Source organism: Synechococcus sp. GFB01 (assembly GCF_001039265.1).
In the GTDB taxonomy this organism is placed as follows: domain Bacteria; phylum Cyanobacteriota; class Cyanobacteriia; order PCC-6307; family Cyanobiaceae; genus NIES-981.
In genome coordinates this window covers 25915-38900 of the sequence record NZ_LFEK01000033.1, presented here as the reverse complement: position 1 = coordinate 38900, position 12986 = coordinate 25915, and the positions used below count along the sequence as shown (strand labels likewise).

Below are 12986 nucleotides of genomic sequence, written 5' to 3'. Positions count from 1 at the left end.
GCTTCCCCTGGGCCAGCAGCACGATCAGCATGGGGATCATGCGCATCACCACCACCCCTACCCGCACGCCGACCATCCGCTGGGTCCGAGCACGCTGCGCCGCGCCTCCCTGTAAAGCGGAAGCAACGTGAAGCGGAAGAAAAGCGGGTGATCCGCTTCGCCTCGGCCGTCTCGTTGAATTGCGGGTCTCAGGAGAATCGCGCCGATCAACGCTGCTGATGGATCGGGGCTTTCCCCATGTGGCGCTCGTTTTCCCCAGAAATCGATCCTTTTTTCCACAGGCCTGGGCCAGAGCGGCGGCTTCTGGGGGCTGTTCTGGGGATTGGCCGGTTCTGTTCAGGCTCGTCTTGACAGCCTTCGTGGCGCTCTGCTGGCCCGCCTCCCCCTGGCGTGGGTCTGCGCGACATCCCAGTGAGGAGAATCGGTCTCAAGCTGCAATCCGTCGTTCGTGGCTCTGTAACGGGTTCGTTGACGCTCCTGCTGAGGGTGTGGCGTAGTGGGCCGGCACACGAGGTCTCAGGGGCGGCGGAGATGGCGAACGATGGCGAGGCGATGGTGGCGATGGCCGGTGGACGTGAGACAGTCCCCTGCATCAGCCTCGAGGCCGAGGTGCCGGAGGTGCTCTTCGATGGGATGCGGGACTTCATCCGCAGCCACCCCAACTGGGATCAGTACCGGCTGATCACCTCGGCGCTGGCCGGCTTCCTGTTCCAGAACGGCTGCAGTGACGCCAGCGTGACCCAGGCGTATCTGAGCGGCCTCTCCAGCCGCTGATCGCTCGGGCCAGGGGCATGAAAAAGGCGGAGGTGCCAGCCTCCGCCCCGGTTCTCCCTTGCCCGACCCGGTTAAAGGTCGCCCCGTCATTGTGCGGATACCAGCCCGGGCGAACTGTGCCCGTGCACACCAGTGGCCGGATCCTGTCGGCAGCCCCTGACAGAGCCCTAGGGATTCGCGGCCAGGCCACGCTCACCGCGCCGCAGTCGCTCGGCCGCTGCCGCGCAGGCCCGCCAGGTGATCGCCATTTCGGTGAGGGTCGGGCTCTGCCATCCCGCCGCCGGCCAGCAGGCCCCATCCACCACGAGCACATCGGGTGCCGCCCAGCACTGGTTGAGCGGATTCACCACGCCACGCTCCGGCGCTGCGGCCATGGCGGCACCGCCCAGCTCATGGATGTAGTAGCCCGGGGGTGGCGGGTCGCTGCCCACGGCGAAACTGGAGCGGATCCATGGCTCCAGCAGCGGCAGCACGAAGAGCTCTTCGATCGGCAGGATCGTCCCGCCCGTAGCGCTCACCACCGCCTCCATGCGACGGTGCATGTGCTCCACCATGCGCCACTCGTTGTCGCTCCAGCGGCAGGCGATATGGGCTGTGGGGAGGCCCCAGGCATCCAGCAGAGCGGGGTTGAGGGTCACCCGGTTGGTCGGGTCGGGCTGCACATCGCCATGGGCGATCAGAAAGCCCGCNGCTTCGCCGCGACGGCGCTGCAGCAGGGTGGGTGGGTCGAAGCGCTGCAGGGCTGTCCAGATGCCATAGCCGCCGCGGAATCCCTCGCGTCGGGGCTGCTGAGATTCACCGTGTTGGGGATGAAGCAGCTGCCGGCACCCGAGAGCTCGCATGCCGCCGCGGCCGCCGGCACACCAGGCAGGGCGAAGAAGCGGCTGGTGGAGATGTGATCCATCAGGCAGTGGCCCAGCCGACCGGAGGGATCGCGGAGCGTCCCCTCGCTCTGGCTGAGCAGCAGGATCCTGAGGCTCTCGATCGTGGAGGCGCAGAGCACCACCAGCGGCGCCGTGAATCGTTCCCGGCGGCCGCTGTCCCCATCCACCACCACCACGCTGCGCCCGCCATCGCCGTCCTTGCCCTCGAGGTGGCTCACCACGACGCCGCTGCGCAGTGCCACCCGACCGGTGGCCAGGGCCTGGCAGGGTGCTGCCCGGGCTGCTGGAGGCCGGCCAGCCATCGCCGCGGTGCAGACGGAAACCGCGCGAGTGGATCAGGGGCAGGCCGAGCTCCCGCTCGATCGCCTGGCCCAGCCGTTGCTCCCCCGGTGTGAACGGCAGCGGCGGCCGGTAGTCCCCATCGGGGAGCTGCGGCAGTCCGTCGCGGGCGCGTGCACCCCCAGCAGCCGCTCCAGCCGCGTGTAGAACGGTGCCAGATCGGTGCTGCCGATCGGCCAGGCCGGTCCAGCCCCATCCAGGGCCGGGGCCTGGAACTCGAAGTCGCTCAGCCGCAGGGTGATGCCGCCCCAGGTGAGGCTCTTGCCGCCCACCTGCCGGCCGCGGCTCCAGAGGAAGGGTTGGTCGGGGGGGGTGGAGTAGGGGTTGCGGCGCTCGTCGACGAACAGCTCGGGGTTGTGCTTCCAGTAGCCCGGGTGGTGGCGTTGCAGCCGGTGACGGCCACTGCTGAGATGGGCCAGGCGGCGCAGGCTGTTGAGCGGCTCGGAGCCCCGCGCCTGGCGCGGGCTGAGGGCCGGGCCGGCTTCCAGCAGCAGCACCTGCAGCCCGGCTTCGGCCAGAACCAGCGCCGCCACCCCACCGGTGGCGCCCGATCCCACCACGATCGCGTCGACCGGGACTGTCATCGAGATCCGGCGGTGCCGCGCGCCCGCTGCGGCAGGCCCGGGCCCTGGCTGGCGATGGCCACAGACGTCTCCTCGCGGAACCCCGGGTTCCCCTGTGCTGCCCGCCTCGCATCGGTTGACTTCAGCGAATCGATCTGCGCGACCATGACATCAACAACAGCAGCCAAGAGAACAGTCAATCGAGCAACCAGGAAACGGCCAACAAAAAAGCCTCCGACTGGGCGGAGGCTTCTCTGGAGATGGTGGCGGGGGGCGGATTTGAACCACCGACCTTCGGGTTATGAGCCCGACGAGCTACCAGACTGCTCTACCCCGCGGTGACTCCACAACCATACCAGCCGGGGTGCTCACTCGAAGCGCAGTTCGCCCTGCACCTCGAGCCTGAGGTGCTCCGCCGGCCTGGCGAACTGCTGGCGCAGATCCTCAAGGGTCATGGGCGTGAGCCAGTCGAGCTGCTCGAGCAGATGCAGGGCCACCGCCTGCTTCGCCCGGGCCGAGCCATCCTCCACCTTGATGGCCACCCCCAGTCCCTCGCCCACCCGGCTGAGGCACTGGATGCCCTCGGCGCCGCCCTTGCTGATCACCTGGCCATGGCCCCTGCGCATCAGCTCGGTGTCGAACCGGCCTTCCCCCGCAACCAGTTCGGGGTGGGCCAGCATGGCCCGGCTCAGACGCTCCAGCACCGGCTCGGTGCCCGCCCCGAGGTGGGCGTAGAGCAGGGCCATCTGGGCGAGTTGCAGCTGCACGGTCGGTGCCCCGCAGTCATCGCGGGCGGTCACCAGCTCGGCAGCGGGCAGCCCCAGCAGCTCGGCGGTGCGCTGCAGCACCTGCTGCTGCAGGGGGTGCTCGATCTGCAGATAGCTCTCCGGACTCCAGCCCATGCGCCGGCAGGTGGACAGAAAGGCGCGTGCTTGCCCGAGCAGTTGTGCTCCAGCGGGCTGTTGCGGCCGCTGGGCACCGGACACTGCAGCCGCTCCGGCTCGATCTCGCCCGTCCAGAGCAGCCGGAAGGCCTCGCGGGCATGGGCGGGTGTGCCGGCATGGGAGGCGCAGGCGATCGCCAGGCCGCGGTCGCCGCACTGGGCCTGGTCAGCGGCGCCGCTGCTCACGAACACCGTGGCCTGGAAGGGNTTCTGGGCCGAGCGGATGAAACTCAGATACTGGGGGTCGCCGGCGCGCATCAGCACGCGACCACGGCTGTCGCACACCACGGCGTGAACGCGATGGCGGGATTCGCTGATGCCGTTGCGCAGCAGACGCACCTCCAGGGGGGCAACGCTGCCGCGGCCACCGACGCCAAGGCTGGAGCTCAGGGTCATGTCCAGGGACCGGTGGGCCAGGCCGGGAGCAGGCAGCCCGTTAGAGAGCCTGACAGAGGCTCGCTCCCAGAAGCATCAGCACCGCCGCCAGGCCGATGGCCTGCTGCAGCCGCAGCAGCACGGGCCGCACCTGGTGCTGGGCCACCAGCAGATCCTGCTGGCGCCAGGCCAGGGGCTTCTCCCACACCTGGCCGTCGTACCAGCCCGATTCCTCGTACTCCACCCGTTCGCGCAGCAGCCGCTGGTGCACCGTGCTCCAGCCGAGCCACTGGCGCACCAGCAGCANGGTGGGCAGGGCGATCGCCGCAGCCATCGCCGCGGCCACCAGGCGGACCGGATCGTGGCGCAGCACCCAGCTGCCGCTGGCGATCACCAGCGTGAGCGGCAGCACCAGCAGCCAGCTGAGCGCCAGGGGTTGGAGCAGGCCCTTGAGGCTGTGGCTGGGCCAGGCGAAGAACCAGGAGCGGCAGAGCTCCTCGTACTGACGAAGGGGTTGTTGCTCGGCCGGTACCGGGCAGGGGCCTGTCGCATCCATGCTCAGGTTCAGGAGGGTGCCGCCGCGCCGGAGCCGCTGGTGGCCGCCGAGCCCAGGTAGCGCTCCTGCTCGCCGTGGCCCCAGAACGACTCCAGGTCGTAGTAGCTCCGCTCGCTGGGGGTGAGCACGTGCACGATCACCTCGCCGTAATCGAGCAGCACCCAGCGGCCCTCGCTCTGGCCCTCGCGCCGCAGGGGCAGCCGGCCCGCCTCCAGTTCGAGCTTCTCCTCCACCGAGCGGGCGATCGCGCGCACCTGCACGTCGGAGAGGCCGCTGCAGATCACGAACCAGTCGGCCAGGGAACTGACCTCCTCCACCCGGATCATGCGGATGTCGACCGCCTTGCGGTCATCGCAGGCCTCGGCCGCCAGCAGCGCCAGCCCCCTGCTGTCGAGATCAGCCATACACGTTCTCGCTGGTCACCGACTGGCGAGACCCCTGTTGCTGGGCCATCTCGGCCCGGGCCTTGCCGGCGCTCTTGCGCAGGGCCTCGAGGCGGTCTTCGTAGAAGGCGCGCTTCTTCTTCTTGCGGGTCTGCTCGACCAGCTCCTTGAGGGCGCCGCCGAGGCTCTTGTAGGCGTTGGGAAGGCTGTAGCCGAAGCGGCAGGCCAGGTCGATGGCCCGCTCGTCGGCAGCGATCGCATCCTGGAGGCGCTTCTCGGAATTGTTCTTGAGGTAGAGGCGATAGCCGGCAAAGCCCGAAAGACCCAGTGCCATCAGCAGCAGCAGGCCATCCTGAACCCAGAGCTCACCGATGGCTCCCCCCAGACCGATGGCCAGCGCAGCCATCTCCCAGCCGTCCCGGGGCACCGCATCGTTCTGGATCCGTCCCACCTCATGCCAGAAGAGCAGGTTGCGGTGGTCGATCGCCAGCGCGTCCCACTTCTCCAGGTCGACCTGGATCTCGATCTCATCGCGCCCGATCTCCTCGATCGTGATCAGTGGCGGATCCACCGAGGCCGCGGCTTCCACGAACACCCAGCTCTGCATTTCCGGAGGCAGCAGCCCCTTGAGGCGCTGGAGTTCGCTCATGGACACGGGAGATCGGACAAGACCCACGTTAGCCATCCCCCGTGAGAGGCTTGGCGGGTTTGGCTGCCGGACACCCGACCATGCCCCGTCGCACGGATCTGCGTCGCATCCTGCTGCTGGGTTCGGGACCGATCGTGATCGGCCAGGCCTGTGAATTCGACTATTCCGGCACCCAGGCCTGCAAGGCCCTGCGGGCCGAGGGCTTCGAGGTGGTGCTGGTCAACAGCAACCCCGCCTCGATCATGACCGATCCGGACATGGCGGATCGCACCTACATCGAACCGCTCACCCCCGAGGTGGTGGCCCGGGTGATCGAGATCGAGCGGCCCGATGCGCTGCTGCCCACGATGGGCGGCCAGACCGCCCTCAACCTGGCGGTCGCCCTGGCGGAGAACGGCACCCTCGAGCGGCATGGCGTGGAGCTGATCGGGGCCAACCTGGCCGCGATCCGCAAGGCCGAGGACCGGCTGCTGTTCAAGGAGGCCATGGAGCGCATCGGCGTGGCCGTATGCCCCTCGGGCATTGCCAACTCCATGGAGGAAGCCCGCGCCGTGGGGGAGGTGATCGGCAGCTTCCCGCGCATCATCCGCCCCGCCTTCACCCTCGGCGGCAGCGGCGGTGGGATCGCCTACAACCCCGAGGAATACGAAGCGATCTGCAAGACCGGTCTCGAGGCCAGCCCCATGAGCCAGATCCTGATCGAGCAGTCGCTGCTCGGCTGGAAGGAGTTCGAGCTGGAGGTGATGCGCGACACCGCCGACAACGTGGTGATCGTCTGCTCGATCGAGAACCTCGATCCGATGGGTGTGCACACCGGCGACTCGATCACCGTGGCCCCGGCCCAGACCCTCACCGACCGTGAGTACCAGCGTCTGCGCGACCAGGCCATCGCCATCATCCGCGAGATCGGCGTGGACACCGGCGGCAGCAACATCCAGTTCGCGATCAACCCGGCCGACGGCGAGGTGATAGTGATCGAGATGAACCCCCGGGTGAGCCGCAGCTCGGNNNCCCTGGCCAGCAANGNCACCGGCTTCCCGATCGCCAAGATCGCCGCCCGCCTGGCGGTGGGCTACACGCTCGACGAGATCCTCAACGACATCACCGGCGCCACGCCGGCCTGCTTCGAGCCCACGATCGATTACGTGGTCACCAAGATTCCGCGCTTCGCCTTCGAGAAGTTCCAGGGCAGCCCGGCGGTGCTCACCACCTCGATGAAGTCGGTGGGTGAGGCGATGGCGATCGGCCGCTGCTTCGAGGAATCGTTCCAGAAGGCGTTGCGCTCCCTGGAGACCGGCCATGCCGGCTGGGGCTGCGATCGGCCCGATCGCGGCTGGGATCCAACCGAGCTGGAGCGGGCTCTGCGCACCGCCACGCCCGAGCGGATCTTCGCGGTGCGCGCCGCCATGCTCGCGGGGCGCAGCGATGCGGAGATTCACGGGCTCTCGGCGATCGATCCGTGGTTCCTGGCGAAGCTGAGGGGGATCCTGGAGACCGAGGCGCGTCTGCTCCGCGGCCGCGGTCTCGCCGATCTCGATGCCGCCGCGCTGCTCGAGCTCAAGCAGCAGGGCTTCTCCGACCGCCAGCTCGCCTGGGCCACCGGCAACGACGAACTCACCGTGCGCGCCCGCCGCCAGGCGCTGGGGGTGAGCGCCGTGTTCAAGACCGTGGATACCTGCGCGGCGGAATTCGCCTCGCGCACGCCTTATCACTACGCCACCTACGAGCGGCCGCTCGAACGGTTCAACAGCGCCGGCGAGCTGGAGCTCGTGCCGCCGGAGAGCGAGGTGCAGCCCGAGAACCGCCGCAAGGTGATGATCCTGGGTGGTGGTCCCAACCGCATCGGCCAGGGGATCGAATTCGACTACTGCTGCGTGCACGCCTCCTTCGCCCTGCGGGAGGCGGGCTTCGCCACCGTGATGGTGAACAGCAACCCCGAGACCGTCTCGACCGACTACGACACCTCCGACCGCCTCTACTTCGAGCCGCTCACCCTCGAGGACGTGCTCAACGTGATCGAGGCCGAGAAGCCGGAGGGCGTGATCGTGCAGTTCGGCGGGCAGACGCCCCTGAAGCTGGCGATTCCGCTGCTGCGCTGGCTGGCCTCGCCGCCGGGCCTGGCCACCGGCACCGCCATCTGGGGCACGTCGCCCGAATCGATCGACACCGCCGAGGACCGCGAACGGTTCGAGGCGATCCTGCGCCGGCTCGACATCCGCCAGCCCCGCAACGGTCTGGCCCGCAGCGAGGCCGAGGCCCGCGCCGTGGCTGAGCGGGTAGGCTATCCCGTGGTGGTGCGGCCCAGCTATGTGCTCGGTGGCCGGGCGATGGAGGTGGTCTACGGCGAAGCGGAGCTCAACCGCTACATGGCCGAGGCCGTGACCGTTGAGCCCGACCACCCGGTGCTGATCGATCAGTACCTGGAGAACGCAGTGGAGGTGGACGTGGATGCCCTCGCCGACGGCAGCGGCGCCGTGGTGATCGGCGGGGTGATGGAGCACATCGAGCCGGCCGGAATCCATTCGGGCGACTCGGCCTGCTGCCTGCCGGTGGTCAGCCTCGGTGAGGCGGCCCTGGCCACCATCCGCAGCTGGAGCCGCGACCTGGCCCTGGCGCTCGATGTGCGCGGCCTGATCAACCTGCAGTTCGCCGTGCAGCGCGGCAGCGATGGCCAGGAACGGGTGTTCATCATCGAGGCCAACCCGAGGGCCTCGCGCACGGTGCCGTTCGTGGCCAAGGCCACCGGCGTGCCCCTGGCCAAGCTGGCCAGCCGGGTGATGGCAGGCCAGAGCCTGGCGGAGCTGGGTCTCACCGAGGAGCCCCGGCCTCCGCTGCAGACGGTGAAGGAGGCCGTGCTGCCCTTCAAGCGCTTCCCGGGCTCGGACACCCTGCTGGGTCCGGAGATGCGCAGCACCGGCGAGGTGATGGGCATCGCGGGCAGCTTCGGCATGGCCTACGGCAAGGCCGAGCTGGCGGCGGGCGAGGCCCTGCCCACCGGGGGCATGGTGTTTCTCTCCACCCATGACCGCGACAAGCCGGCCCTGGTTCCCGTGGCGAAGCGACTGGCGGAGCTGGGCTTCAGCCTGATCGCCACGAGCGGCACCGCTGCGGCGCTGCGAGATCGGGGGCTCGCGGTGGAACCGATCCTCAAGGTGCATGAGGCCGTCCCAACATCGAGGACGCGATCCGCTCCGGCCGCATCCAGCTGGTGATCAACACACCGATCGGCCGCCAGGCCGCCTTCGACGACAAGTACCTGCGCCGCGCCGCCCTCGACTACGCCGTGCCCACGGTCACCACCCTGGCCGGTGCCCGCGCCGCCGTGGAGGCGATCGCGGCACTGCAGCAGCAGCGCCTCGAGATCAACGCCCTGCAGGACATCCACGCCTGAGCTGCGGCCGGAGGACCGCGCCCGGCACCTAGGGTCAGTGCAGCTGCCCGTTCCGTCGTGACCGCCACCCCCCAGGCACCCGCTCTGCTCGCCCCGGGCTGCGATGCCACGGCCGCTTTCCGCGCCGCCTATGAGAACCGCTACACCTGGCAGAGCGACTTCGGCGGATACCGCGGCCGCTGCATCTGGGAGCAGGGGGATCGCCGGGTGGAGGGCACCTTTGAGGTGGGGGCCGACCTCAAGGCCAGCGTGGAGGGCATCGCCGATCCGGACGTGCACAAGGCCATCGCCTCCCAGCTGTGGGAGGTGGCGATCCACCGGGTGCGCCGCAGCTTCGAGCAGGTTCACGGCGACAACAGCTTCACCGCCGGTGACACCGACGCGGTGGGCACCGAGGTGATCGTCGGCGGCAAGAACGCCGGTGATCGCTACCGCATCAAGGACAACGTGGTGACGATGGTGCACCGCCACATCCACGGCACCGTGGTGACGATCTTCACCGAGAGCGTGACCGACACCGGCAGCGGTTACCTCAGCCGCGGCTACACCAGCCAGTACGCCGACCCCGCCACCGGAGCAGCCCGCGGCGGCCTGAGCCGGTTCAGCGATCGCTTCGTGCCTCTAGGCGGCAGCGGCCCCTGGGTGCTGAGCGAGCGGATCGTGGAGACAGAGGCCTGCGCCGATACCCCCGCCGGCCTCCAGGTGTTCCGTTTCGAAGCCCTGGAACCGCTGGGCTGAATCCTGCTGCCGCAGCTGGTTTCAGGGAAGCGGCGCGATCGTCTTGAGCTTCTCGTTGAGCTGCATCGCCATCGACTGGCGGCCCACGGCCAGAACCTTCAGGGTGTCCTCGTGCATGCGCAGCTGCGCATCGGCCACCTGCATCCCCCGCACCAGTTCCTTGACATCGTCAGGCAGGGACTGGAGGTCGTAGCGCTTGCCTTCGAAGGTGAGCACGGGGGGCTGGCTGGAGGTCTCCACGGGATCCGCATGGCTGGTCGTGGCTCAGGATACGGGTGGCTGATCGGCGATCTGCAACGCACCCNGCGNCNGGGGCAGCGGCCGCTTGAAGATGAACATCAGCAGCGGTCCCAGCTGGGTGGCTTGCGTGAGTTCCCAGTTCTCCCTGCCGAGGGCGTTGAGAAAGAATTGCAGTTGCTCGGCGGGATGCCGGGGTCGGCCTGGCGTTTCCGCATATTGCTGGGGGAACTCCCGCTGCAGGAACTCCGGGCTGAGCGCACCCCCCAGGCGCTCGCTGTCGCTGCGGGGACTGGGCGGCTCGGGCGGGTGGCCCGGTTCCACGTCGATGTGGATCACACGGTATTCCCAGGCCATCAGGGATCCAGGGCGATGAACTGGCGCCTGCACAGGTCCCGGTAGCGCCCCCCTGCCGTGAGCAGCTCCTGATGGCGACCCTGCTCCACGATGCGGCCCTGATCGAGCACCACGATCCGGTCGGCTTGCTGCACCGTAGCCAGCCGGTGTGCGATCACGATCACCGTGCGGCCACGCATCGCCTGTTCCAGCCCGCGTTGCACGGCCTCCTCCGCTTCGGCGTCGAGGGCGCTGGTGGCCTCATCGAGCAGCAGGATCGCCGGATCGCCCACCACTGCCCGGGCGATTGCGAGCCGTTGCAGCTGGCCGCCCGAGAGGTTGCTGCCTCGCTCCTCCAGCCGGGTGGCGTAGNNCTCGGGAAGCGCCTCGATGAAGCCGGCGGCGTTGGCCAGGCCGGCAGCGCGGCGGATCTGCTCCTCGCTGGCCTGGCGGCCGAAGGCGATCGCCTCGGCCACCGTGCCGCTGAAGACCGTGCTGCGCTGCGGCACCAGGGCGATGGCTCGGCGCAGGTCGCGGCCCCGCAGGGCCGCCAGATCCTGGCCGTCGAGCAGGATCCGCCCCCCCTGGGCGGTGTGGAAGCGGAGCAGCAGGGAGAAGAGGGTGCTCTTGCCCGCTCCGGAAGGACCCACCAGGCCACCAGCTGGCCGGGCGGGATGACCAGATCGAGCTGCTGCAGCACCGGCTTGGCGGGGTCGTAGCCGAAGCGCACGGCCTCGAGGCGCAGCTCGCCGCGCACGGGGCCCAGCGGCCTGGAGTCGGCCCGGTCGGGTTGTTCGCAGGGTTCGGCCTCGATCGCCCGCAGCCGCCGCAGCGAGGCCTGGCCCTGCTGGAACTCGTTGAAATTGGTGGTGAGGTGGCTGATCGGATCGATCAGCATCAGCAGGGCCGCCACGAAACTGCTGAACCCCTGGGCGTCGAGGCCGCCGGCCTGGATGCGCCAGGCGCCGAGCAGCAGCACGGTGAGGATGCCGGTCGCCTCCAGAAAACCCACCACCGGGTGCTGCAGGGCCAGCAATTTCAGGGTGCGGTAGCGGGCCTGGCGATGGGCGGCGATCTCCTGGTCGAAGCGCTGCTGCAGCCAGGGTTCGGCCGCAAAGGCCCGCACCAGGGGAAGGCCGGCGATCGCCTCGGCCAGCAGGGAGGCCAATTCGCTCACCTGATGCTGGCTGCGCTCGGCCGCCGCCATCACGCGCGCCCCGAAGCCGCTCACCAGCAGTGCCACGAGCGGCGTGAGCAGCAGCGTGGCCAGGGCGAGGGGCAGATCCAGCCAGAGCATCGTGATCAGCACCGCGATCAACTGCAGCAGGCTGGGGATCGTGTCCTGAATCGTCTTGTAGATCACCTCGCCCACCCGGTCGGCGTCCTCGGTGAGGCGGTAGGTGAGATCGCCGGCGGAGAGGGTCTCCAGCGCGGCGAAATCGAGCCGCTGCAGGCGGGCGAACAGATCGCGGCGCAGAGCCTCGCTCAGCCGCAGGGCCGGGCCCGCCAGCAGGGTGTCCTGGCCGAACTGGGCGATCTTCTGCACCAGGAACACCAGCAGCGCCAGCGTGATGCTTTGCAGGGCCCTGCCGAGATCACCGCTGCCGATGGCCGGGATCAGCTGGCCCGCCAGCGCGGCCAGCACGGGCCAGCAGGCCACATAGACAAGGATGCAGCAGCCGCCTGCCGCCAGGCGCCGCCGGTGGGGCTTCAGCAGTGGCCAGAGCCTGCGGAAGCGGCCGGCGAGGGTGCGAGCATGCGGCAACGCTAATGCTGGCCTTGAAGCTCGACCAATTCCTCAAAGTCCAGGGCCTGGTGGCCACCGGTGGCGAGGCGAAGGTGCGCATCCAGCGAGGCGACGTGCGTGTCAACGGACTGGTGGAGACGCGGCGCGGCCGTCAGCTGGCCCTGGGCGATGCGGTGAGTCTCGATGGCCATGAACTGCTCGTGAATCGCCAGCAGCGGCAGCGGGAGCCACGACGCCCGGCGGATTAGTTTCAGTCGCACGTCGTTTGGGGTGCAACGGTGCGCAGGATCGTCATCGCTGGCAACTGGAAGATGCACATGACCTGTGCTGAGACGCGGGGCTTCGCCGCGGCCTTCCGGCCCCTGATCGCCGAGCTGCCGGCTGATCGCCAGGTGGTGATCGCGCCGCCCTTCACATCGATACCCACCCTCTGCCGCCATCTGGAGGGGGCCGGGGTGGCGATCGCCGGTCAGAACGTGCACTGGGAGGACCAGGGCGCCTACACCGGCATGATCTCGGCGCCGATGCTGGTGGAGCACGGCGTGAGCCACGCGATCGTGGGCCACAGCGAGCCCCGCAAGTACTACAGCGAGAGTGACGAGCAGATCAACCTGCGGGCCCGCAACGCCCAGCGCCACGGCCTGATTCCGATCCTCTGCGTGGGCGAGAGTCTCGATCAGCGCGAGGCCGGCGAAACCGAGCGGGTGATCCACCGGCAGATCGAGCAGGGGCTCGAGGAGGTCGACCCCACGCAGCTGATCGTGGCCTATGAGCCCATCTGGGCGATCGGCACCGGCAAGACCTGTCCGGCCGAGGAAGCCAACCGCATCTGCGGGCTGATCCGCGGTTGGGTGGGTAACTCCAACGTGACCGTGCAGTACGGCGGCTCGGTGAACACCGCCACCATCGATGAGCTGATGGCCCAGAGTGAGATTGACGGCGTGCTGGTGGGCGGGGCATCCCTCGATCCGGTGAGCTTTGCCCGCATCGCCAATTACCGCGTCCCCGCGCCGGTGTGATCAGCCCGCTGCGCGGCGAGCCCGGCTTCCGCTGGGGGGATCGCCCGCTGCT

Annotated in this window: 11 protein-coding genes, 1 tRNA gene and 3 pseudogenes; 5 read left to right on the top strand and 10 right to left on the bottom strand. The window is 69.1% G+C overall.

The annotated features are described in order from the left end of the window. The first annotated feature begins 531 nt into the window (after positions 1-531). Positions 532-774: a DUF2811 domain-containing protein gene (locus SYNGFB01_RS05635; RefSeq protein ID WP_048017275.1), complete on the top strand. Its 243-nt coding sequence runs from the start codon at positions 532-534 to the stop codon at positions 772-774. A gap of 167 nt (positions 775-941) precedes the next feature. Here SYNGFB01_RS05635 and SYNGFB01_RS16260 read toward each other — a convergent pair whose 3' ends face one another. The 7 genes and pseudogenes from SYNGFB01_RS16260 to SYNGFB01_RS05605 form a co-directional block, all read right to left on the bottom strand. Beyond that, positions 942-1436: a GMC oxidoreductase gene (locus SYNGFB01_RS16260; protein WP_369795488.1), complete on the bottom strand. Its 495-nt coding sequence runs from the start codon at positions 1434-1436 to the stop codon at positions 942-944. Positions 1437-1993: 557 nt separating this feature from the next. Next, entirely contained in the window at positions 1994-2581 is a 588-nt protein-coding gene (locus SYNGFB01_RS16255; protein WP_369795487.1) for an FAD-binding protein, read from the bottom strand. A gap of 240 nt (positions 2582-2821) precedes the next feature. After that, positions 2822-2898, bottom strand: a tRNA-Met gene (locus SYNGFB01_RS05625). Positions 2899-2928: 30 nt separating this feature from the next. After that, positions 2929-3899 (bottom strand): annotated as a pseudogene (locus SYNGFB01_RS05620) (asparaginase). A gap of 40 nt (positions 3900-3939) precedes the next feature. Continuing rightward, entirely contained in the window at positions 3940-4434 is a 495-nt protein-coding gene (locus SYNGFB01_RS05615) for a CGLD27 family protein (RefSeq protein WP_048017274.1), read from the bottom strand. 8 nt (positions 4435-4442) lie between these two features. Beyond that, complete coding sequence (gene rsfS, locus SYNGFB01_RS05610; RefSeq protein ID WP_048017273.1) at positions 4443-4838, bottom strand: ribosome silencing factor; 396 nt, start codon at positions 4836-4838, stop codon at positions 4443-4445. Next, positions 4831-5466 carry a DUF3318 domain-containing protein gene (locus SYNGFB01_RS05605; protein WP_048017272.1) on the bottom strand — a complete coding sequence of 212 codons (636 nt, stop codon included), beginning with the start codon at positions 5464-5466 and terminating at the stop codon, positions 4831-4833. The genes rsfS and SYNGFB01_RS05605 overlap by 8 nt, the downstream gene beginning before the upstream one ends. 80 nt (positions 5467-5546) lie before the next feature. On the opposite strand from SYNGFB01_RS05605, the pseudogene carB reads away from it, so the two are divergent. Both carB and SYNGFB01_RS05595 read left to right on the top strand, forming a co-directional pair. Next, positions 5547-8857 (top strand): annotated as a pseudogene (gene carB / locus SYNGFB01_RS05600) (carbamoyl-phosphate synthase large subunit). 57 nt (positions 8858-8914) lie between these two features. Beyond that, on the top strand, positions 8915-9595 hold the full coding sequence (locus tag SYNGFB01_RS05595; protein WP_048017271.1) for a DUF3386 domain-containing protein: 681 nt from the start codon (positions 8915-8917) through the stop codon (positions 9593-9595). 21 nt (positions 9596-9616) lie between these two features. Here the strand turns inward: SYNGFB01_RS05595 and SYNGFB01_RS05590 are convergent, their stop codons facing one another. The 3 genes and pseudogenes from SYNGFB01_RS05590 to SYNGFB01_RS05580 form a co-directional block, all read right to left on the bottom strand. Next, positions 9617-9835 carry a DUF6447 family protein gene (locus SYNGFB01_RS05590; protein ID WP_048017270.1) on the bottom strand — a complete coding sequence of 73 codons (219 nt, stop codon included), beginning with the start codon at positions 9833-9835 and terminating at the stop codon, positions 9617-9619. Between the two features lie 24 nt (positions 9836-9859). Then, the gene (locus SYNGFB01_RS05585; protein WP_048017269.1) at positions 9860-10189 is read right to left on the bottom strand and encodes a hypothetical protein; all 330 of its coding nucleotides are present in this window, start codon (positions 10187-10189) and stop codon (positions 9860-9862) included. Beyond that, positions 10189-11926: pseudogene (locus SYNGFB01_RS05580) on the bottom strand (ABC transporter ATP-binding protein). Before SYNGFB01_RS05580 ends, SYNGFB01_RS05585 begins: the two are co-directional and overlap by 1 nt. 21 nt (positions 11927-11947) lie before the next feature. Between SYNGFB01_RS05580 and SYNGFB01_RS05575 the strand changes: the two are divergent. Together SYNGFB01_RS05575 and tpiA are read left to right on the top strand one after the other, a co-directional pair. Beyond that, the gene (locus SYNGFB01_RS05575; RefSeq protein WP_200900065.1) at positions 11948-12163 is read left to right on the top strand and encodes an RNA-binding S4 domain-containing protein; all 216 of its coding nucleotides are present in this window, start codon (positions 11948-11950) and stop codon (positions 12161-12163) included. Positions 12164-12193: 30 nt separating this feature from the next. Further along, positions 12194-12934 carry a triose-phosphate isomerase gene (tpiA, locus tag SYNGFB01_RS05570; protein ID WP_048017267.1) on the top strand — a complete coding sequence of 247 codons (741 nt, stop codon included), beginning with the start codon at positions 12194-12196 and terminating at the stop codon, positions 12932-12934. The last annotated feature ends 52 nt before the right edge of the window (positions 12935-12986 follow it).

What these genes read in the sequence shown, in the direction of transcription:
- SYNGFB01_RS05635 (WP_048017275.1), top strand. Translation starts at nt 532, where the DNA reads ATGGCGAACGATGGCGAGGCGATGGTGGCGATGGCCGGTGGACGTGAG.
- SYNGFB01_RS16255 (WP_369795487.1), bottom strand. Translation starts at nt 2,581, where the DNA reads ATGACAGTCCCGGTCGACGCGATCGTGGTGGGATCGGGCGCCACCGGT.
- rsfS (WP_048017273.1), bottom strand. Translation starts at nt 4,838, where the DNA reads ATGGCTGATCTCGACAGCAGGGGGCTGGCGCTGCTGGCGGCCGAGGCC.
- SYNGFB01_RS05605 (WP_048017272.1), bottom strand. Translation starts at nt 5,466, where the DNA reads ATGAGCGAACTCCAGCGCCTCAAGGGGCTGCTGCCTCCGGAAATGCAG.